Origin of the sequence: Pseudomonas sp. FEMGT703P, assembly GCF_002786345.1 — a bacterium.
In the GTDB taxonomy this organism is placed as follows: Bacteria; Pseudomonadota; Gammaproteobacteria; order Pseudomonadales; family Pseudomonadaceae; genus Aquipseudomonas; species Aquipseudomonas peli.
In genome coordinates this window covers 82,692-102,869 of record NZ_PGCM01000003.1, presented here as the reverse complement: position 1 = coordinate 102,869, position 20,178 = coordinate 82,692, and the positions used below count along the sequence as shown (strand labels likewise).

The 20,178-nt window shown below is 61.8% G+C and carries 19 protein-coding genes and 1 pseudogene; 5 read left to right on the top strand and 15 right to left on the bottom strand.

Features of this window, described 5'->3' with window-relative positions:
- Positions 1–52: 52 nt before the first annotated feature.
- The 3 genes from ppk1 to CUR33_RS01300 form a co-directional block, all read right to left on the bottom strand.
- Positions 53–2,257, bottom strand: coding sequence for a polyphosphate kinase 1 (gene ppk1, locus CUR33_RS01310; protein ID WP_090254672.1), 2,205 nt, complete (start codon positions 2,255–2,257; stop codon positions 53–55).
- An 18-nt stretch (positions 2,258–2,275) separates the two neighbouring features.
- The gene (gene hemB, locus CUR33_RS01305) at positions 2,276–3,289 is read right to left on the bottom strand and encodes a porphobilinogen synthase (protein WP_289238457.1); all 1,014 of its coding nucleotides are present in this window, start codon (positions 3,287–3,289) and stop codon (positions 2,276–2,278) included.
- A 243-nt stretch (positions 3,290–3,532) separates the two neighbouring features.
- Positions 3,533–4,768, bottom strand: a complete 1,236-nt coding sequence (locus CUR33_RS01300) for a sterol desaturase family protein (protein WP_289238456.1) — start codon at positions 4,766–4,768, stop codon at positions 3,533–3,535.
- Positions 4,769–4,958: 190 nt separating this feature from the next.
- Between CUR33_RS01300 and elbB the strand changes: the two genes are divergently transcribed.
- Together elbB and CUR33_RS01290 are read left to right on the top strand one after the other, a co-directional pair.
- On the top strand, positions 4,959–5,621 hold the full coding sequence (elbB, locus tag CUR33_RS01295) for an isoprenoid biosynthesis glyoxalase ElbB (RefSeq protein WP_090254666.1): 663 nt from the start codon (positions 4,959–4,961) through the stop codon (positions 5,619–5,621).
- Between the two features lie 137 nt (positions 5,622–5,758).
- Complete coding sequence (locus CUR33_RS01290; protein ID WP_289238455.1) at positions 5,759–6,229, top strand: thioesterase family protein; 471 nt, start codon at positions 5,759–5,761, stop codon at positions 6,227–6,229.
- Between the two features lie 4 nt (positions 6,230–6,233).
- Here CUR33_RS01290 and CUR33_RS01285 read toward each other — a convergent pair whose 3' ends face one another.
- Together CUR33_RS01285 and CUR33_RS01280 are read right to left on the bottom strand one after the other, a co-directional pair.
- A complete protein-coding gene (locus CUR33_RS01285; protein WP_289238454.1) occupies positions 6,234–6,686 on the bottom strand; it encodes a YaiI/YqxD family protein in 453 nt (150 codons plus the stop codon).
- Between the two features lie 63 nt (positions 6,687–6,749).
- Complete coding sequence (locus CUR33_RS01280) at positions 6,750–8,642, bottom strand: cytochrome c/FTR1 family iron permease (RefSeq protein ID WP_289238453.1); 1,893 nt, start codon at positions 8,640–8,642, stop codon at positions 6,750–6,752.
- A gap of 121 nt (positions 8,643–8,763) precedes the next feature.
- Between CUR33_RS01280 and CUR33_RS01275 the strand changes: the two genes are divergently transcribed.
- Positions 8,764–9,537, top strand: a complete 774-nt coding sequence (locus CUR33_RS01275) for an SDR family NAD(P)-dependent oxidoreductase (protein ID WP_289238452.1) — start codon at positions 8,764–8,766, stop codon at positions 9,535–9,537.
- 15 nt (positions 9,538–9,552) lie between these two features.
- Here CUR33_RS01275 and rhtB read toward each other — a convergent pair whose 3' ends face one another.
- The 4 genes from rhtB to CUR33_RS01255 form a co-directional block, all read right to left on the bottom strand.
- A complete protein-coding gene (gene rhtB, locus CUR33_RS01270) occupies positions 9,553–10,182 on the bottom strand; it encodes a homoserine/homoserine lactone efflux protein (protein ID WP_170049865.1) in 630 nt (209 codons plus the stop codon).
- Between the two features lie 84 nt (positions 10,183–10,266).
- Positions 10,267–11,034, bottom strand: coding sequence for a TerC family protein (locus CUR33_RS01265; RefSeq protein WP_160086705.1), 768 nt, complete (start codon positions 11,032–11,034; stop codon positions 10,267–10,269).
- Positions 11,035–11,039: 5 nt separating this feature from the next.
- Positions 11,040–11,594 (bottom strand): mechanosensitive ion channel domain-containing protein, encoded by a 555-nt coding sequence (locus CUR33_RS01260; protein ID WP_374725347.1) that lies wholly within the window; start codon positions 11,592–11,594, stop codon positions 11,040–11,042.
- A gap of 29 nt (positions 11,595–11,623) precedes the next feature.
- Entirely contained in the window at positions 11,624–13,534 is a 1,911-nt protein-coding gene (locus CUR33_RS01255; RefSeq protein ID WP_160086703.1) for an ATP-binding cassette domain-containing protein, read from the bottom strand.
- Between the two features lie 50 nt (positions 13,535–13,584).
- On the opposite strand from CUR33_RS01255, the gene CUR33_RS01250 reads away from it, so the two are divergent.
- Positions 13,585–14,049, top strand: a complete 465-nt coding sequence (locus tag CUR33_RS01250; RefSeq protein WP_289238451.1) for a TIGR02444 family protein — start codon at positions 13,585–13,587, stop codon at positions 14,047–14,049.
- Here the strand turns inward: CUR33_RS01250 and CUR33_RS01245 are convergent.
- Positions 14,046–14,942, bottom strand: coding sequence for an AlgP family protein (locus CUR33_RS01245; RefSeq protein ID WP_289238450.1), 897 nt, complete (start codon positions 14,940–14,942; stop codon positions 14,046–14,048). The two genes, CUR33_RS01250 and CUR33_RS01245, sit on opposite strands and share 4 nt — an antisense overlap.
- Positions 14,943–15,054: 112 nt before the next feature.
- Here CUR33_RS01245 and CUR33_RS01240 point away from each other — a divergent pair, with 112 nt between their 5' ends.
- Positions 15,055–15,699 (top strand): FKBP-type peptidyl-prolyl cis-trans isomerase, encoded by a 645-nt coding sequence (locus tag CUR33_RS01240; protein WP_170049861.1) that lies wholly within the window; start codon positions 15,055–15,057, stop codon positions 15,697–15,699.
- 12 nt (positions 15,700–15,711) lie between these two features.
- Here CUR33_RS01240 and rsd read toward each other — a convergent pair whose 3' ends face one another.
- From rsd to CUR33_RS01215, 5 genes and pseudogenes are all read right to left on the bottom strand, one after another.
- Positions 15,712–16,185: a sigma D regulator gene (rsd, locus tag CUR33_RS01235; protein ID WP_282874335.1), complete on the bottom strand. Its 474-nt coding sequence runs from the start codon at positions 16,183–16,185 to the stop codon at positions 15,712–15,714.
- 196 nt (positions 16,186–16,381) lie between these two features.
- Positions 16,382–16,924, bottom strand: a complete 543-nt coding sequence (locus tag CUR33_RS01230) for a DUF3833 domain-containing protein (protein ID WP_289238449.1) — start codon at positions 16,922–16,924, stop codon at positions 16,382–16,384.
- Positions 16,925–16,946: 22 nt separating this feature from the next.
- Positions 16,947–18,197: a heme biosynthesis HemY N-terminal domain-containing protein gene (locus CUR33_RS01225; RefSeq protein WP_289238448.1), complete on the bottom strand. Its 1,251-nt coding sequence runs from the start codon at positions 18,195–18,197 to the stop codon at positions 16,947–16,949.
- Positions 18,194–19,399 carry a uroporphyrinogen-III C-methyltransferase gene (locus CUR33_RS01220; RefSeq protein ID WP_289238630.1) on the bottom strand — a complete coding sequence of 402 codons (1,206 nt, stop codon included), beginning with the start codon at positions 19,397–19,399 and terminating at the stop codon, positions 18,194–18,196. The genes CUR33_RS01225 and CUR33_RS01220 overlap by 4 nt, the downstream gene beginning before the upstream one ends.
- A 33-nt stretch (positions 19,400–19,432) precedes the next feature.
- Positions 19,433–20,173: pseudogene (locus tag CUR33_RS01215) on the bottom strand (uroporphyrinogen-III synthase); the annotation flags it as partial.
- Positions 20,174–20,178: the final 5 nt, after the last annotated feature.

Genomic DNA, 20,178 nt, shown 5'->3' with positions numbered 1-20,178 from the left:
GGCCCTCGCCCATAGTGTGAGAGGGCCATTCAGATAGATGTGGCAGCCTTGCTTAGCGCGCGCTGATCAGCGGTGCCGTCAGCTTCTCCAGTAGGCCAGCCTGAGCGCTGCGCGGATTCTGGTTGCCGCTGGGGCTGACACGCAGATAACGCCCGTCCGGCTGTAGCACCCAGGCCTGGGTGTTGTCGGTCAGATAGCTTTCCAGCTCCTTCTTGACCCGCAGAATCAGCTTCTTGCCTTCCACCGGGAAGCAAGTCTCGACGCGCTTGTCGAGGTTGCGCTCCATCCAGTCGGCACTCGACAGGTAGATCTTCTCCTCGCCGCCATTGGAGAAATAGAACACCCGCGTGTGCTCCAGGAAACGGCCAATGATCGAGCGCACCTGAATGTTGTGCGAGACCCCGACAATCCCTGGACGCAAGCAGCACATACCGCGCACCACCAGGTCGATCTTCACCCCAGTCTGGCTGGCCTTGTACAGCGCGCGGATGATCTTCGGATCAGTCAGCGAGTTGAACTTGGCGATGATATGCGCCGGCTTACCCTCGGCCGCCAGCGCGGTTTCGCGGGCGATCATGTCAAGCAGGGTCTTTTTCAGGGTAAACGGCGCGTGCAGTAGCTTCTTCATGCGCAAGGTCTTACCCATGCCAATCAGCTGACTGAACAGCTTGGAGACGTCCTCGCACAGCGCCATATCGGCGGTCAGCAGGCTGTAGTCGGTGTACAGTTTGGCGTTGCCAGCGTGGTAGTTGCCGGTGCCGAGGTGGGCGTAGCGGACGATATCGCCACTCTCGCGGCGCAGAATCAGCATCATCTTGGCGTGGGTTTTAAAGCCAACCACACCGTAGATCACCACCGCTCCAGCGGCCTGCAGGCGGCTAGCAAGCTGCAGGTTGGACTCTTCATCAAAGCGCGCCCGTAGCTCGATTACCGCCGTGACTTCCTTGCCGTTGCGCGCGGCTTCCACCAGCGCATCGACGATCTCCGAGTTGGCACCGGAGCGGTACAGCGTCTGCTTGATGGCCAGTACATGCGGATCTTTCGCCGCCTGACGCAGCAGATCGACCACCGGGGTGAACGACTCGAAGGGGTGCAGCAGCAGAATGTCCTGCTTACTGACCACACTGAAAATGTTCTCGGCGTTCTGCAACAGCTTGGGGATCACCGGGGTAAACGGTGTGTATTGCAGCTCCGGGTGGCTTTCCAGGCCGGTGATGCTGAACAGGCGGGTCAGGTTGACCGGACCATTGACCCGGTACAACTCGGCCTCGGTCAAGCTGAACTGTTTGAGCAGGTAATCGAGTAGCGGCCGTGGGCAGGTGTCGACCACTTCCAGGCGCACTGCATCGCCATAACGACGGCTGAACAGCTCACCGCGCAGAGCGCGGGCCAGGTCTTCGACGTCCTCGGTGTCCACCGACAGGTCAGCGTTCCGGGTCAGGCGGAACTGGTAGCAGCCCTTGACCTTCATGCCCTGGAACAGGTCATCGGCATGGGCGTGGATCATCGAGGAGAGGAAGACGAAGTTGTCGCCAGGGCCACCGACGTCTTCCGGAACCTTGATAATGCGCGGCAGCAGGCGCGGCGCCGGGATGATCGCCAGACCCGAGTCGCGGCCGAAGGCGTCGATACCTTCCAGCTCGACGATAAAGTTCAGGCTCTTGTTCACCAGCAACGGGAACGGGTGCGTCGGATCGAGGCCGATCGGGGTGATGATCGGCGCGATCTCGTCGCGGAAATAGCGCCGTACCCAGGCCTTGTGCTTGGCCGTCCAGAAACGCCGACGGATAAAGTTGACGTTGTGCTTGGCCAGCGCCGGAAACAGGGTGTCGTTGAGAATCGCGTACTGGCGATCCACCTGCTCGTGCACCAGCTCGGCAATCCGCGCCAGCGCCTGATGCGGCTGCAGACCATCGGCACCGGCCTGTTCGCGGGCAAAGTTGATCTGCTTCTTCAGCCCGGCCACTCGGATCTCGAAGAACTCGTCGAGGTTGCTGGAGAAGATCAGCAGAAATTTCAGCCGCTCCAACAGCGGATAGGACTCATCCAGCGCCTGTTCCAGCACGCGGATATTGAATTGCAACTGCGACAGCTCGCGGTGAATGTACAGGCTGCTGTCATCCAGGTTATGGATCACCACAGGCGCCGGGGCGACCGGCACTGGGGCTTCGATGACAGGCACTTCCACGGCTACAACCTCGTCGACGACCGGCTGGGCGTCTTGCAATTCAGGGGTACTGAGTCCTTCGGTGTTCATTACAAAGTCCTGGCGGGGCTATTGCCCCTGCTTCAGCAGTTCTGCCGCGCGCACGGCGAAATAAGTCAGGATGCCATCGGCACCCGCACGTTTGAAGGCAGTCAGTGATTCAAGAATCACCGCCTCGCCCAACCAACCATTCTGGATCGCCGCCATATGCATGGCGTACTCACCGCTGACCTGATAGACAAAGGTCGGCACCTTGAATTCCGCTTTGACCCGCCAGAGGATGTCCAGATAGGGCATACCCGGCTTGACCATGACCATATCCGCGCCTTCGGCCAGATCGGCCGCTACTTCATGCAGCGCTTCGTCGCCATTGGCCGGGTCCATTTGGTAGCTGGCCTTGTTGGCCTTGCCCAGATTGGCCGCCGAACCCACCGCGTCGCGGAACGGGCCGTAGTAGGCGCTGGCGTACTTGGCCGAGTAGGCCATGATGCGCACATTGCTGTGATCGGCCAGTTCCAGCGCCTCGCGGATCGCCTGTACGCGGCCATCCATCATGTCCGAGGGCGCCACCACCTGAGCACCGGCCGCGGCATGTGACAGCGCCTGCTTGACCAGCGCATCAACGGTCACGTCGTTCTGCACATAGCCGGATTCATCGAGGATGCCGTCCTGACCGTGCGTGGTGAACGGGTCCAGCGCCACGTCGCTGATCACCCCCAACTCGGGAAACTTGGCGCGCAGGGCGCGGATGGCGCGCTGGGCGATGCCGTCCGGGTTCCAGGCTTCTTCAGCCAGCAGGGATTTTTTCTCCAGCGGAGTCACCGGGAACAGCGCCAGCGCCGGAATGCCCAGGGCCACCCAGTGTTCGGCTTCCTTGAGCAGCAGGTCAATGGACAGGCGCTCGACGCCGGGCATCGAGACAATCGCTTCGCGGCGGTTTTCGCCGTCGAGGACGAATACCGGCAGAATCAGGTCATCGACACTCAGGCGGTTTTCCCGCACCAGACGCCGGGAAAAATCATCACGGCGGTTGCGACGCAGGCGAGTGGCGGGAAACAGACGATTGGCGGGGGTAAAGCTCACGGCAGGCTCCGAAGCCCGTAGCAACGGGCGAGTGTGACAGTTATAAGCGGCCATTATGACCAAAGTATGACAACGCACGACAGCGCTGCGACCGCTTGCCGCAAGCCCAGCAAGCATAGCGCCGCAACTGTGGCGAAGATATGTATCACGCATATACACCACAGCCGTTTCCCCGACCCGGAAAGCACAACGGTGGACAGGCCTGCACCTGTCCACCGTTGTAAGGCCAGCCATGAATAAAGTTTAGGCTGGCACAGCATCCTGCCCGCGCGGGGCCCAGAACAGCGCGCCCAGACTCAGCAAGCTGTAGCCCAGCAGCAGCGCCCAGAGCAGTGACTGCGCGGTCAGCAGGCCAAGCTGCAGGGCCAGCCAGACTGCCGGCAGGTTGAGCAGCAGACGCAGCATTTCCCAGCGCCTGGCCGTCGGCCGGTTTTCTAGCCAGCTGCCGATGATCATCAGCCCCACAGCCATCCAGACGATGCCTAGCAGCGCCTGCATCAGGCTCAGTGTGTCGCCCATGCCCAGCAGCAAGGTGCCGGCCACTACATACAGACTGAACTGCACGCCGGCATAAAGCTTCTGCGCCAGGCTCAGCGGCACATCGAATTTGACGAACTGGCTGAGGTCCGGTTTGGTTTGCGGGTACTTGGCCGCGACATCGGCCGGGCGCCAGCCGGTGCGCATAAACCAGATGCGCAGCTTGTCCCACCAGGACTCGGCCCGCACGGCATCACGCCACAGCGCGACATAGAACTGCGCATTGGCCCACAGCGGGTTCCAACTGGCCAGCGGCGTGGTCACGCCAAAGATCACCGGTTCTTCGTCCAGTTCCTCCTGAAAGGTGCCGAACAACCGATCCCAGAGAATGAACACTCCGCCGTAATTGCGATCCATATACGCAGCATTCTGCGCATGGTGCACACGGTGGTTGGACGGCGTGATGAAGAACCACTCGAACCAGCCCAGTTTGGGGATATGCCGGGTGTGCACCCAGAACTGATACAGCAGGTTCAACGCAGCCACGGTGAGGAATACCAGCGGCGGCACACCGATCAGCGCCATCGGCAGGTAGAAGATCCAGCCGAAGATGAAACCCGTACTGGTCTGCCGCAACGCGGTGGAGAGGTTGTAGTCCTCACTCTGGTGATGCACCGAATGCGCGGCCCAGAGCACATTGCGCTCATGGCCCAGACGGTGGTTCCAGTAGTAACAGAAGTCGTAGAAGACGAAGGCAAACAGCCAGACCCACAGACTGCTGGCCGACAACTCGAACACACCGAAGTGCTGCCAGGCCAGGGTGTAGGTGAGTAACCCGACGGCCTTGGTCAGCAGGCCCACGGTAGTCGACAGCACCCCGGCGCTGAGGCTGTTGACGGCGTCGGAGAAGCGGTAGGTGCTGACCCCGCGCCAGCGGTCGAGCAGCAGCTCAAGAGCGATCAAGGCAAAGAAGAACGGTACGGCATAGAGGATGTAATTCATGGTTTCACCGGTTGCATAGAATCGCCATATCGCTGCACGAGGCTAACGGCTAGGATTGCTCAATAAATCCTAGCCCAGCGCTACTTCCGCCTCGCGGCGCGCCATGCCAACCTGGGTGGCATATGGCGACATTAGGGTTCAGGCGACGACACGACTCAATTCGGTACAGCTGGTTATTCAGGAGAATTTGATGAACAAGAAAGTCGCGGTGATTCTTTCCGGCTGTGGCGTCTACGACGGCGCGGAAATCCATGAAAGCGTGATCACCCTGCTGCGCCTCGATCAGCGCGGCGCGCAGGTGCAGTGCTTTGCCCCCAACGTGCCGCAGCTGCACGTGGTCGATCACTACAGTGGCGACGAAATGGACGACACGCGCAACGTACTGGTTGAATCGGCGCGCATCGCCCGCGGCAAGATCAAGGACGTCAAGGAGCTGCATGTCGGCGACTTCGATGCGCTGATCCTGCCAGGCGGCTTCGGCGTGGCAAAAAACCTTTCCGACTTCGCCATCAGCGGCGCCAACTGCACCGTGCAGCCCGATGTACTGAGCGCCACCCAGGCCTTCGTCAAGGCCGGCAAGCCGGTGGGCTTGATGTGCATTGCCCCGGCACTGGCGGCAAAAATCTTCGGCGCGGGCGTGATCTGCACCATCGGCAAGGACCATGAAACCGCCGCTGCCGTGGTGCAGATGGGCGCCGAGCACCATGAATGCGAAGTCAGCGAGATTGTCGAAGACGCCGAGCGCAAGCTGGTGACCACCCCGGCCTATATGTCCGCCCAGTCGATCAGTGAGGCCGCCTCGGGGATCAACAAGCTGGTCGATCGGGTGCTGGAGCTCAGCCAACCGGCTTAAGTCTACGACCTGATCAGCCACCGATCAGGCCGATAGCAAGCCAATCACGCCAATGCGCGCGGTACTCCGGCCGCGCCACTGGTCACAGCGGCCGTAGTGCGGCAGGTTGATCATCCATCCGCCCAGGCACGACTCCCATGAGCAACCCACCTTTCGAGCTCACCGCCGAACTGCAACAGGCGGTCGGCAGCTTCTTCCAGCGTATTCCCTTCAACCAGATGCTCGGCATCGAGCTGGATGAACTGAGCGCTCAGCGTGTCACCATGCACCTGCCGATGAAGCCCGAACTGATTGGCAACTTCGTCCACGGCATCCTGCATGGTGGAGTGATTTCCTCGCTGCTGGATGTGGCTGGCGGGGCCATGGCGCTGATCGGTGCTTTCGACAAGCACCAGCATCTGTCCAGCGCCGAACGCATGGCGCGGCTGTCCAAGCTCGGCACCATCGACCTGCGCATCGACTACCTGCGCCCCGGCCGTGGCCAGCGCTTTACCGCCAGCGCCGTGCTGCTGCGTACCGGCAACAAGGTAGCGGTGGTGCGCAGCGAGCTGCACAGCGATGACGGCACCCTGGTCGCCGTCGGCACTGGCACTTACCTGTGCGGGTAAAAAGCTAACTGCGCTGCAAACGCGTGAGAATGCGATCCAATGAATTGGCAAACGCCTGCTTGTCGCGCTCACCATAAGGCGGCTGACCGCCACCCACCTGACCCAGCTCGCGCAACTCGGTGAAGAGGTTACGCACGGCCAGTTTGTCGCCCATGTTGCGCTCATCAAACTCGCGGCCACGCGGGTCGAGGGCAGCCACGCCCTTCTTCACCAAGCGGTCGGCCAGCGGCACGTCGCTGCAGATCACCAGCTCACCCGGCAGCGCATGTTCCACCAGGTAGTCATCCGCTGCATCCGGACCGCTGGGCACCACAATCAGCCGCACACAGCTGTAGGCCGGTTTGACCTGCGCCTGCCCCGCCACCAACAGCACCTCGAAGTGCCGCTTCAAGGCGAACTTCACCACCTGGTCCTTGGCTGCCTTGGGGCAGGCATCGGCATCAATCCAGACTCGCATCACCCTGCACTCTCCAGCGGCACTAAAGCCGGCATGTTAAGCCATGCCGGCCACCACTGCGCTTTACGCCTGAGACAAACGGCGACGCTCGCCCAGCCAGCTGCGCCCGTACAGCAGCGTAATGGCTGCCAGCGCCGCAGCCTGGGCCGCCAGGCTGTAGGCATCGTCGTGAATACCCAGCCAGTCGAACTCGAAGAATGCCACCGGCCGCGTACCGAGCACTCCAGCTTCCTGCAGCGCCGCGACGCCATGGCCAGCGAATACCACCGAGAGCACACAGAGCAACACCGCATTGACACCGAAGAAGGTCGCCAGCGGCAGTTTGCGTGAGCCGCGCAGAATCACCCAGGCCAGCCCCAGCAGCAGAACCAAAGCCGCCGCCGCACCCGCCAGCACCATGCCGTGGCCTTGCGGACCGGCCTGCAGCCAGAGGGTTTCGTAGAACAGGATGACTTCGAACAACTCGCGGTACACCGAGAAGAACGCCAGCACAGCAAAGCCGAAACGCCCGCCACCGCCGACCAGGCTGCTCTTGATGTAATCCTGCCAGGCCGCCGCATGCCGGCGGTCATGCATCCACACGCCGAGCCAGAGCACCATCACGCTGGCAAACAGCGCAGTCACGCCTTCCAGCAGTTCACGCTGCGCACCGCTGACATCGATCAAATACGCCGCCAACGCCCAGGTGCCCGCGCCAGCCAGCAGCGCCAGGCCCCAGCCGATATGCACGCTGCGCACCGCCTGTTGCTGGCCAGTGTTGCGCAGGAAAGCCAGAATCGCCGCCAGCACCAGAATCGCCTCCAGTCCTTCACGCAGCAGAATCAGCAGGCTGGAGAAGAAACTCAGTGAGTCCGACAAGCCATCGCTGTCGAGCAATGCGGCAGACGTCGCCAGCTCGGCCTTGGCCTGCTCCAGCCGCTGCGCCGCCAGGGGTACCGACAGGCCATCCTGCAGCGCCTGGCGGTAAGCCATCAGCGCACGCTCGGTGGTCTTGCGCTGCACCGAGTCGAGGTTATCCAGGGCGCTTTCGACCAGCTCGAAGCCCTCCAGGTAAGCGCCAACGGACAGATCATAGGCCTGCTCGTGATCGCCCGCCCGGTAGGCTGCCAGGCTCTGCTCCAAGGTGGCGCGAGTGTGCTCGATCAACTGCAGTGGGCCGCGCTGCTGCGCCGGTGGCTGGGCACGCTGGACGCGGAAGCGTGCAGCCGCCTCATCACCCTGCGCTGCCGCCACTTCATCCGGGGTTGTGCCGGCCAACACCGCCACCGTGAACGGCGCGCCGGCGGCAACCGGCTCGGCACTGAAGCCAGCGATATAACTGGCCAGGTCCCAGCGCTGACGCTCATCCAACTGATCGGCAAAAGCCGCCATATCGGTGCCTTCGATGCCCAGACCGATGGTGTTGAACAGGTCATACAGGCTCAATCGGTTGAGCCGCGCCAGGTCGCGCAGGTTGGCTGGTGGCGGTTCCAGGCCGATACCGGCCGGCCCATCACCCGCACCGCTGTCGCCGTGGCACACGCTGCAGTGCTGGGCAAACAGCGGCGCGCCACGACTAGGATCAGGGGTGATTGCTGGGGTCTGACTGACGCCATAAGCGCTGGCCAAGGTCGCGGCCAACTGCCGGGCCTGCAGCGCAACCTGGCCGCCGTCGACACGTTGCTCAATGCCCTGGCGCAGACTGGCAACACCCTGCTGCAACTCGGCTTGCTCGTTACGCGCTGGCAGCGCAACGATCAGCCCTTGCAGTACAGTAAGAAACTCAAGCTGCTCACGGTACTCACCGGAGTCGATCACCTGACCATTGGCCACGGTGGCCGGGTAGTCAGCGCCCAGGTAACCGAGCAGATGCAACGCTTGCGCCGCGCCGTCAATGGGCTCGGCCATAACAGCCAGGCTGCAGAATGCCAACACAGGCACCAGCAACCAGCTGCAGAAACGTAATACGGAAGTCATATAGGAGTGGATCCCAAATACGAATGGATGACATTCGATTGTTACCCTCCTAATGATTTTCCTCAACCTTTGATCGACCATGGCCTGCGACGGATCGTCGCAAGGATGCAGGAGTGATGCGATGACGTTTTGGCAACGCCTTGAAGAACCAGCGCATGTCGTGGTCTGCGGTGCCAGCCGGGGAATCGGTCTGGCCCTCACCGCGCAGCTGCTGGCGCGCGCTGATATTGCTGAAGTGTGGGCCATCGCCCGCCACGCCAACCAGTCCCCCGGCTTGCTTGAGCTGCAAGCGCAATACGGCCAACGCCTGCGCTGCCTGGATGTGGACGTGTGCGATGAACAGGCGCTGAGCGCGATGGCCATGCATTTACGTGCCGCCATGCCACGCCTGCACCTGTTGCTGTGTACCGTTGGTGTGCTGCAGGACGGCGCAGCGAAAGCCGAGAAAGGCCTAAGCCAGATCAGTCTTGAAGGGCTACTGGCAACCTTTCAACGCAACAGCTTTGCGCCGATTCTGCTGCTCAAGCACCTGCTGCCGCTGCTGCGTGGTCAGCACGCCTGCACTGTGGCGGCGCTGTCGGCACGGGTCGGTTCGATTGGCGACAACCGCCTCGGCGGCTGGTACAGCTACCGCGCCAGCAAAGCCGCACTCAACCAGTTGCTGCACACCGCGAGCATCGAGTTAAGCCGTCTCAACCCCAACAGCTGCGTGCTCAGCCTGCACCCTGGAACCACCGACACCGAACTGTCGAAACCCTTTCAGGCCAATGTGCCAGCCGACAAGCTGTTTACCCCGAACTATTCAGCCGAGTGCCTGCTGGCGCAAATCGAACAGCATGGTCCGGCGCAGACAGGCAGCTTCTGGGGCTGGGACGGCCAGCCGATTCCCTGGTAGCGATACCGGCGAAGATCAGACCGGCGCGCGCCGCACGCTGGCCAGCAGTGCCGCCGCGCCGACAAACAGCGCGCCGAATGTACGGTTCATCAGTTTCTGCTGACGTGGCGAACGCAGCGCGCCCAACACCCGGGCAGCCAGACCGGTGTAACCGGCCATAACAATCAGGTCGACGCAGATCATGGTCACCCCCATCACCAGGTACTGCATCAGCAGCGGTGCCTGCGGGTTAAGGAACTGCGGCAGCACCGCGAGCATAAAGACGATCGCCTTGGGGTTGCTGAAGTTGACCAGAAAGCCGCGCAGCACCAGGGTCAGCGGCCGGCCGATGGGGCGCTCGGTCTGCGCGGCCATATCACTGGGCAGCGCCTGCCACTGGCGATAGCCGAGGTAGACCAGATAGACCACGCCAAACCATTTGATCAGGCTGAAAGCCAGCTCCGATGCCGCCAGAATCGCCCCAACACCGGCGGCTACGATGGCAATCTGCAAGGCCAGGCCCAGCTGCAAGCCCAGAGCATTCCAGTAACCACGCAAAAAACCGTATTGCAGCCCGGCCGACATCGAGGCAATCGCCCCGGCACCCGGCGACAGGCTAATGACCCAACAGGCCACAAAGAACGCAAGCCAGGTTTCCAGTGCCATGGCATTTCTCCATTAAACAAATGCGAAATAAAAAGGGGTAGGCCTTAGCCTACCCCTTGTCGATTGCCTCGCCCAGCCTGTGGCTTAGTTTGGCAAGTCCTTGCGCAACTGCACCGGCTCCGCCTCTTCCTCCTTGCGTGCACGAGCACGAGCGGTACGCATGCGGATATTGACGGCTTCCACCGCCAGCGAGAAGGCCATGGCGAAGTACACATAACCCTTCGGCACATGCACCTCGAAGGCTTCGGCGATCAACACGGTACCGACCACGATGAGGAACGACAGGGCAAGAATTTTCAGGCTCGGGTGCTTGTCGATAAAGTCGCTGATAGTGCCGGCTGACAGCATCATCACGATCACCGAAATCACAATGGCCGCGACCATGACGGGCACGTTGTCGACCAGGCCGACCGCAGTGATTACCGAGTCCAGGGAGAACACGATGTCGATGATCGCGATCTGTACGATGATCCCCATAAAGCCATAGGTCTTGCCACCGACGGATTGGGCTTCTTCTTCGCCTTCCAGGCTGTGGAAGATCTCCGCAGTACTCTTCCACAACAGGAACAGGCCACCGAAGAACAGGATCAGATCACGGCCGGAGAAGCCCTGATCGAACACATGGAACAGATCGGCGGTCAGGCGCATCACCCAGCTGATCGACAGCAGCAGGAGAATCCGCGTGCCCATCGCCAGGGCCAGGCCGAAGAAGCGCGCCTTGGGTTGCTGATGCTTGGGCAGACGGCTGACCAGGATCGAGATAAAGATGATGTTGTCGATGCCCAGGACAATTTCCAGGGCGGTCAGGGTCAAAAATGCGACCCAGAGTTCAGGGCTGGCTAGCCATTCCATAGGAATCAGTTCTCGCTCTTACGTTCAGGGGGGAGTTCGCCATTGCGCCAGCGGCGCACGGCTTTTTGAAAAAACAGGCTATTGGGAATCTGCACCCAGGCACCAGGCGCATCACCGCTGAGATCTTCCAGGGTGGTATAGAACAGGTTGATCGCCATCACTCTGCCGCGCACCCCGGGCTTGTCGGCGCTTTCCAGCACTTCGACACAGTCACCGATACGAAACGGCCCCATGGCGAAGATCAACAACGCGCAGAACATGTTGGACAACACGCTCCAGATGGCGAAAAAGGCCACTGCAGCGACGGCGGCAAAGCCGGTCAGTGCGGTCCACAGCACCTGCGCGGAAACGCCCAGACGCTCCAGCACCAACATGAATGCGCTACCGAGAATCAGCCAGCGCAGCAGACCGCGCAGCGGCATCAGCAACTCGGCCGGCAACTGCGGGTAGCGGTTACCGAGGCGGGTGATGCCACGGGTGAGAATGCGCTGAAACAACCAGGCCAGCAGCACAATCAGGATGACCTGACCGGTGCGCAGCAACGGCTCTTGCCAGGTCATCAGCCATTCCAGCGTCGGCAGGGTGATGCTCAACTGGCGGCCTCCAGCTCGGCTTGCAGAGCTTCGAGGGTTTCCAGCGCGAGCATCCAGCGTTCTTCAAGATCGGCTTCGCGACTTTTCAGCTTGGCCTGTTCGGCCAGGGCGTCACGCAGCTCGTCCTTGCGCGCGGCCTCGTAGATGCCGCTGTCGCCCAAACGCGCTTCGACGGCTGCGAGCTTCTCGTGCAACTGGCCCAGTTCTTTCTCCAGCTTGTCGGCTTCGCGCTTATGCGGCGCCAATTGCTGACGCAAAGCCGCTGCGGCCTGGCGCTGCACACGCTTGTCGGCTTTATCCGGGTTGCTTTCACCACTGCTGGTCGGCGCCTGCCGCGTGCGGTAATCCACCAGCCAGCGGGCGTAGTCTTCCAGGTCACCATCAAACGGCTGCACCTGACCATCGGCGACCAGCAGGAACTCGTCAGTGGTGCTTTTCAGCAGATGGCGATCGTGCGACACCACCACCACTGCGCCGGAAAACTCCTGCAGCGCCATGGTCAGCGCCAGGCGCATTTCCAGGTCGAGGTGGTTGGTCGGTTCATCGAGCAGCAGCAGGTTGGGTTTGCCCCAGGCAATCAGCGCCAGGGCCAGGCGGGCTTTCTCACCGCCGGAGAAATTCAGCACCGGCTCGTCGCAACGCGGGCCGCGGAAGTCGAAACCACCGAGGAAGTCGCGCAGGGTCTGCTCACGCTCGGTCGGGGCCAGGCGCTGGAAGTGCAGCAATGGGCTGGCCTTGTCATCCAGGGCATCGAGCTGATGCTGGGCGAAGTAGCCGACCACCAGGTTCTCACCGCGCTGCAGATGGCCACTGATGGGCTGCAGTTCGTTCGACAGGTTTTTGATCAGGGTCGACTTACCCGCCCCGTTCGGTCCGAGCAGGCCCAAGCGCGCGCCGGGAGACAGGTTCAGTTTGACCTTCTCCAACACCACCTTGTCGCCGTAACCCAGACGGCCTTCGCTCAGACTGAGCAGCGGGCTGGAGATCTTGTCGGCCTCGCGGAAACTGAAGTCGAAGGGCGAATCAACATGCGCGGCCGACAGCTCTTCCATGCGTTCCAGCGCTTTGATCCGGCTCTGCGCCTGGCGCGCCTTGGTGGCCTGGGCCTTGAAGCGGGCGATGTACTTTTCCATGTGCGCGCGCTGCGCCTGCTGCTTCTCGTACGCCTGTTGCTGCTGCGCCAGGCGCTCGGCACGGGTGCGCTCGAAGGCCGAATAGCCTCCGCGATACAGGGTCAGTTTCTGCTGATCGAGGTGGGCAACGTGGTCCACTACGGCATCCAGGAAATCGCGGTCATGGGAGATCAGCAGCAAGGTACCGGGGTAACCTTTCAGCCAGCTTTCCAGCCAGAGGATTGCATCGAGATCGAGGTGGTTGGTCGGCTCATCGAGCAACAGCAAATCAGACGGGCACATCAACGCCTGCGCCAGGTTCAGGCGCATGCGCCAGCCACCGGAGAAGTCGCCGACGCGGCGATCCATCTGCGCACTGTCAAAGCCCAAGCCGGCGAGCAACTTGCGCGCACGGGCATCGGCGCTGTAGCCGTCAAGGGTGTCCAGCTCGGTGTGCAACCGCGCCACGGCGGCACCGTCATGCGCCGCTTCGGCCACAGCCAGTTCGGCCTGCACCTTGCGCAGTTGCAGGTCGCCATCGAGCACATAATCCACCGCCTGGCGCTCGACCGCGTCGATCTCCTGGCGCATATGCGCCACACGCCAATCGGCGGGGATCAGGCAATCGCCCGCGTCCGCACTCAGCTCGCCACGGAACAGGGCAAACAGGCTGGATTTGCCGGCGCCGTTGGCGCCGATCAGGCCGGCTTTGTGGCCGGGGTGCAGGGTCATCTCAGCGTCTTCTAGCAGACGCTGAGGGCCACGCTGTAAAGTCAGGTTCTGGAGTCGGATCATAATGGCGGCGGAGTCTACCAGAGTCCCTTTAGAGAAACCCGGAAAGCACCATGCCTACTGACCTGTGGCGATTCGCCGAAGCACTGTATCAACGCCCTGGCGTCGAGGCCGCGTGCCTGCTGTTGCAAACGCAAGGGGCGGACGTGTGCCTGCTGCTTTGCGCAGCCTGGCTGGAACGCCGGCAGATTATCTGCACCAACGAGCGCAGCGATGCGTTACGCAATATCGCGCAACCCTGGCAACAGCAGGTAGTAGTGCCGCTGCGCCAATTGCGCCAGAGCTGGCGCGAGCAAGCGCAGAGCAATCATGCCCTGGCGCAATTACGTGAACAGATCAAACAGCTGGAGCTGACCGCAGAGCGCGAGCAGTTGGAACGCTTGGCAGCCTGTACTCAGGACTGGTCAAGCCACGCGGCGAACGCGCCGCTGAATTGGCTGGAAAGACTGACTCCCCCGCCGGGCAACCGCGATGCGCTGCAAACGCTGCGCATCGCGGCGGCACACCTCAGCGCTTAAACAGCGCTGGGCGGAGTGCTGCCATTGCTGCCGGCAGGTGCAGCAGGCGCTTCGGCAACCACTGGTTTGACAGCAGCGGGCTTGGCGGCAGCTTTTTTCACAACCGGCTTGGCTGCAGGTTTTGCAGCAGGCTTGCTGGCAGGTTTAGCCGCCGGAGCCTTTTTCACCGCAGGTTTAGCAGCAGCCTTGGCAGGCTGTGCCACCGGCTTGCTCGCTTCAGGCTTGGCCGCGCCGGCTGCTGGTTTTTTCGCCGCAGGTTTGGCGGATGCCTTGGCTACAGGCTTAGCCGCGACGGGAGCCTTGCTGACAGCCTTGGCCGGTGCTTTGGCAGCCGGTTTGGCGGGCGCTTTAGCCGGGGCCTTGACGGCTGGCGCAGCAGCTTTAGTGGCAGGTTTAGCCGCTGGCTTGCTGGCAGCGGGCTTGGCCGGGGCTTTAGTTGCAGCTGGCTTGGCAGCCGGTTTGACCACTGCGGCCTTAGCGGAACGGCTATCGAGCGCTTTGCCTACGGCTTCTTTAACTTTACCAACGCCCTGGGCGAGTTTCAGGCTTTCCTGTGCGTCGCGCTTAAGGCTGGCGATGTAAGTACGGGTTTCACTTTGGCGGTCTTTCAGGGTATCGAGCAATTGCTCCAGCTCAGCCACGGCTTCTTTACCTTTGGCCTGCGCCTTGGCTTTGCCGGCTACCGCTGAATCCTGCATTTTACTGCGGGCTTTATGCAGTTTTTCCTGGGCCTTGCCGCGTTGCTTTTCCAACTTGGCGAGCAGCTTCTCGGCATCAACCAAGGCACGCGTGCAGGCATCTTCAAGATGCTCAAGCAGGCTGCTGGAAAGTTGCTGCAGCAGGTGCAGCGGGGTACTCACTGATTTCTTCTTTGCATTCTTTGTTGCCGACATGACACGCCTCCTGGCGGATGAAGATGGCGTCATACTAGACCTCCTTTTGTCCGCCTTGCCACCTCGCCGCACCTGGCTGGCATAATCGGCGCATCTTCGCCGGAGAACCCCCATGCCACGTTTTGCCCTGTTATTGCTCTGCCTGCTCGCACCCTTGTCTCAAGCAGACGAGCACGCCCACGACCTGGCTTACAGCTTGGGGGTAAAACTCGGCGAGCGACTGCGCGACGAAGTACCCGATCTGGAACTGCAAGCGCTGCTCGATGGCCTGCGCCAGGCTTACCGCAATGAGCCGCTGGCAGTGGATGCCAAACGCATCGAAAGCCTGCTGGCCGAGCATGAAGCGCAACTGGCTAACGCGCCTGAACGCGTTGAAAAAGCCAAGACGGCCGAGCAGCGCTTTCTCGCCATGGAGAAAGCCAAGGCCGGTGTACGCGTACTGCAGGATGGCGTATTGATGCAGGAGCTGCGCGCCGGCAACGGCCGCAAACCAGGCCCCAAGGATCGTATTCAGGTGCGCTATATCGGCTTCTTGGCGGATGGCAGCCAGTTTGATGAAAGTCAGACTGCGCAGTGGTTTCGCTTGGACAGCGTGATCGCCGGATGGCGCAGTGCGCTGCAGCAGATGCCAGTCGGCGCACAATGGCGTTTGGTGATTCCATCGGCGCAGGCGTATGGCGAAGAAGGTGCGGGGGATTTGATTCCACCCTACTCGCCCCTGGTGTTCGAGCTGGAATTGCTCGACACCAAGGAGTAACGCGTCGGCGTATCAGAGAGCAGGCGCGGCCTGTTCCTGATGGGCGTTGTGCAGGACTTCAATCAAGCAGTCCTCTAGCTCAAACCGCTCGTGCAACAACTGCCCCAAGCGTTTCAGCTCATCGATCAGCGAGACCGAGTCATGGCAATCGCCATTGTCACAGCGGTCGTTGAACGCCAGCGCCACTTCGGTGATGACCTCAATGCGCGGGTAAATCTGCTTGGCCAAATCGAGGCCACGCTGGTCACCAAAGGCCTTGGCTTCGCTGGTCAACTGTTCGTACACCTCGAAATGGCCAGCGGACACATAGTCAACCAGGATTTCGCAGAAGTGCTGCAGCGGCTCTGCGTTGGCGCTCGGAGCTTGCGGCGAACTGTTGATGGCCGCGTAGGCACTCACCAATTCCTTGCGCTCTTGCAGCCAGCGGTCGATCAGCAGGTGAACTCCACCCCAACGTTCCTGGGCGTTCTGACAACTCTCGAGCATGATGACCTCTACTTCCCTATTGCTATTAGTGTTGTACGCCCGCATCGAGACAGTTTTTTGTCAGTCCGTGCAAGGTCTGGGAAGACAGCCGTGAAACGGCAACTTTCCGGCGGTATCTGTGAGCCAGATTATTCCCGCCGGCCTGGGCCTTCAAGGTAGCGCCGGAGAAAATTTCATACAAGCGTTTAACCGGCGACTATTCGGCTTTACCCGCCACTGCGGGTTTGTAAAAACTCAGGGTGACCTGACCCAGATCGATCCCCCACTTCGACATCCGTGCGCGGTTGAGCATCACCTGACCATCCATCAGGAACATCCAGTCATCAAAATCAACCACATAGGTTGAATCATCGACCTTCAGCCGCAGTTTGTAACGCCAGTGCAGGGCGTTGCCGGCCACCTCACCGATAGCCTCGCCAACCACATCGTCTGCCGTGCCGCGCCAGCTGCCGTCAGCCTGTTTTTTAAGGGTCCAGACGCGCCGCTCGGTGCTGCCATCGCTGTAGGTAAAGCGCTCATCCAGCACGCCTACATCGCCCTCCCAGGTACCGGTCATGGCTACATGGAAGCGTTTGACCACTTCGCCGGAGCGGTTCTGGAACATCCCCCAGGCCTGCATATCACCCTTGAAGTAATCGCTCAGCTCCAGGCGCGGCTGCTCATTGGCGTAATCACTCACCTGCGGGCCGGCGCACCCTAGCAACAGCGCCATCAGACAACCCATCAACAACGTTCGCATAAGCACCTCGGGCAACAGTTATTCAGTTTTCAACGGACAAGGCCGGCGTGCACAAACGTGCGTCGAGCAAGCGCAGGCCTTCCTGATACAGGCTGTTGCTGCGCTCCAGCTCACCCAGTTGCGCCAATAAACGAGCCAGCTCGGCACATGTTTCCGGGTGACGCTGAAAGGCCAGACTGGTTTCCAGATAATCCTTGGCCTTGCCCCATAATTGACTGTGCAGGCACAACCGCCCCAACGTCAGCAACAACCCGGCATCCTGCGGGTGTTGCTTCAGCCAAGCTTCGGCGGCTTGCAGCTGCTTGCCCAAGTCGCTGCCTCGCAGCAAGCCGTACAGGCGCACCAGAGCGGTGTCGTAGTGCTGTTTCAAGTAAGGGCGCAGCAGCGCTTCAGCCTCAGCTTCCGCACCTAACAAACGCAGTTGCTCGGCGTAAATCGCCAGCAGTTCGGGCTCCTGATGCTGTGCGGTTGGCATGGCCTGCCATGCGTGCTGCAACGCCAGCAGTGCGGCAAGCGCCTCGCCATCAGCCGTCTGCGCAGTTTGCAACAAGCGGCCACGCCAGGCCTGACGCTCAAGCTCGCTCAACTCGGCATTGCCCAGGGCTTTTTCCTTGCGCAACTCTGGCAGCAGGCCGAGCAACGCTGACCAATCGCCCGCCTGCAGATACAGCTGCTGCAGCTGACGCAAGACTAGGTGATGGTGCGGATGGCGCGAGCGCATGGCCTGCAGGGTGTCCAGCGCATCCGCCGCCTGACCGCGCGCCAGCTGTAATTCGGCGTGCTGCAGCGCAATCGCCAGCTCAGCCTGCGGCTGGCGATTGAGCGCCTGCTCCAACAAGTCATCGCTGTCACTGTGATGCCCCAGCTGATGCGCGGCCTGCGCGGCGCCGAGGTAGTAGCTCAATGGTTGCGGCGAGTCGTTGGCCGCCTGTTTAAGATGACGCAAAGCACGTGCCCAGCGACCTTCGGCAAGATCGAGAAAGCCCTGCTCAGACGCCAGCCGCACGCGACGACGTTTGTGCAAGCGTGACCACGGGTTGAGCAGGCCCCCAGATGTCACCAGCAACCTCACGCTCAATCGCAGCAGATAAACCAGCAGCCAGAGCGCCAGCACCAGAGCGACAAATGCCCACAGGCTGGACTCATATCGAAAGCCCTGGAAAGCAATCAGCACATAGCCCTTGTGCTCAGCCAGCGGCAAACCGAACAACACCAAGCTGGCGACGCCGGCAACCAGCGCCAGGATCAGCAGCAACCAATAGAAGCGCTTCATTGCAGCGCCTCCTGCAGTTGCGCCTCGACATCATCGGTGGCTGCAGCGGCGGGCTCAGCTTCGACCTGCTGCTGAGTGCGCGCGGCCTGCTTGGCCTGGAGATAGGCTTGCACGGCATTCAGCGTCTGGCTGAGGTCCGGCGGCGTCACTGCAATCGGGCGCTCGGCTAATTCATCAATGCGCGCACGCAGAGCGCGGCTGTTGGGGTTGTCCACATCGAAGTGCGCGTCCAGCACCTCACGCGCCTGCTGCAGGGCTTGCTGGTACACCGCCGTCTGACCGTGCAGTGCGCCCCACTGCGCCTGCTCCAGCGCCAGACTGAGAGCCAGACGCACCTGGGTCAGGCTCTGCCCGTCGAGCACAGGGCGGATATTGCGGTCGGCGTTGAAATCGATACGGAAGTATTCCGACAAGGTTTGCAGGCCGCGCTGCCACCATTGCGGCTCCATGACACCTTCGTCAGCCAGCTCGCTGAGCACACCGCCCTCACCGCTGAAACTCGGGGCCAGGGCATTGAGTTGTGCCACCTGATCGCGCAGAGCGCCCAGTTGCAGAAACAGCCCGGTACGATCTGGGTTGGCGGTCGAGCGTAGCGCTTGCAGGCTCTTGGCTAATTGCTCGCGGGCAGCAAATGCGGCGGGATCATCCTGTTCGTGGAGGATTTCATCGGCAGCCTGCACCAGCGCGGTAGCGCTGTTGATGTCCTGCAACGCGGACAGGCGCAGGCTGGCCAGGCGCAGCAGATGCTCGGCCTCGGCCAGGCGCCAATCCTGTCGGCTGGCACCCAGCACGGTTTCCAGGCGCTGGTTGAGCAGCTGCTGATCGCCCTGCAGCTGCGCCAGCAGGCGGCGACGGGTTTCCAGCTCCTCGACACTGGGCAGCTGATCGAGGCGAGCCTCTAATTGCTTACTCGTTTGCGCCAGGCTTTGCGCTTCACTGCGCGCGTCCTGCAACTGGCCTTGCTGTTGTTGCTCGCGAGCGTCCAGCGCCTGCAACTGCCAAAGCCCCCAACCGCCTGCACCGGCACCGGCCGCCGCAACCAGTAAAGCCAGCAGTGCCAGGCCGTTGCCACGCGAAGCGGGTTTGCCCGCAACCGCTGCGGGTGTAACGGGTTTCGCCGCAGCCTGCACAGGCTCGGACGGCTGTTGGTTCACATTGTGATCCTGCGGGGCTTGCTCTTTCGGAGTAGTTGCTTCGCTCACGTATCCATCCTTTGCGTCAGAGATCGGGGCAGGTTGCGCCTGCAAGGCTGCCAGCAACGCCGCGGCACTCGCGCCGCGGCAGTCCACAACAAATTGTGCACCTGCCGCACGGGCCATTTCGGCCACTCGCGGGCTGGGTACAAACAAGGGCAGCTGGGCCAGCTCAGCCCAAGCTTCAGCGGCAAGCTCGCGCAAATGCACAAAGCCCTGCCCACTGCTGACCACCAGCGCGTTCAGGCGTTCAGCCTGAATGCGTTCGGCGAGCGCAGCCGGCGGGTAATCCGGCAGCACCCGGCGATACAGTGGCAGATAGTCCACCTGCACGCCTTGGCCGCGCAAGCGCTCGGCCAGTAACTCTCGGCCACCCTCGCCACGCAGGATCAACACCCGTGGGCTGGCAGCCGCCGTCAACGCCTGCTGCAGTTGCGGCAGGGCGAGCAGCGCCTCGCTGTCATCGGCCTGCTCTGGATAGTGCACCTGCAAGCCATGCTCGCGGAGAATTTGCGCAGTGGCTGCACCGACGCTGAACCAGGGCTGCTCGGCAGACACTGGCGTTTGGTAGCGATCCAACAGATCAAGCGCCAGCCGCGCCGCCGGCTTGCTCACCACGATCACCGCGCTATAGCGCTGCAGATCGGCAAGCGTGGCGCGCTGCTCGGCACTCTCGCTCAGCGCCTCAATGGCCAACAACGGCAAGCTGCTGCTGTAGATGCCCTGCTCGGCCAAGGTTGCCGCCAGCGCGGCCGACTCCTGGGCCGGTCGCGTCAGCAGCACACGCC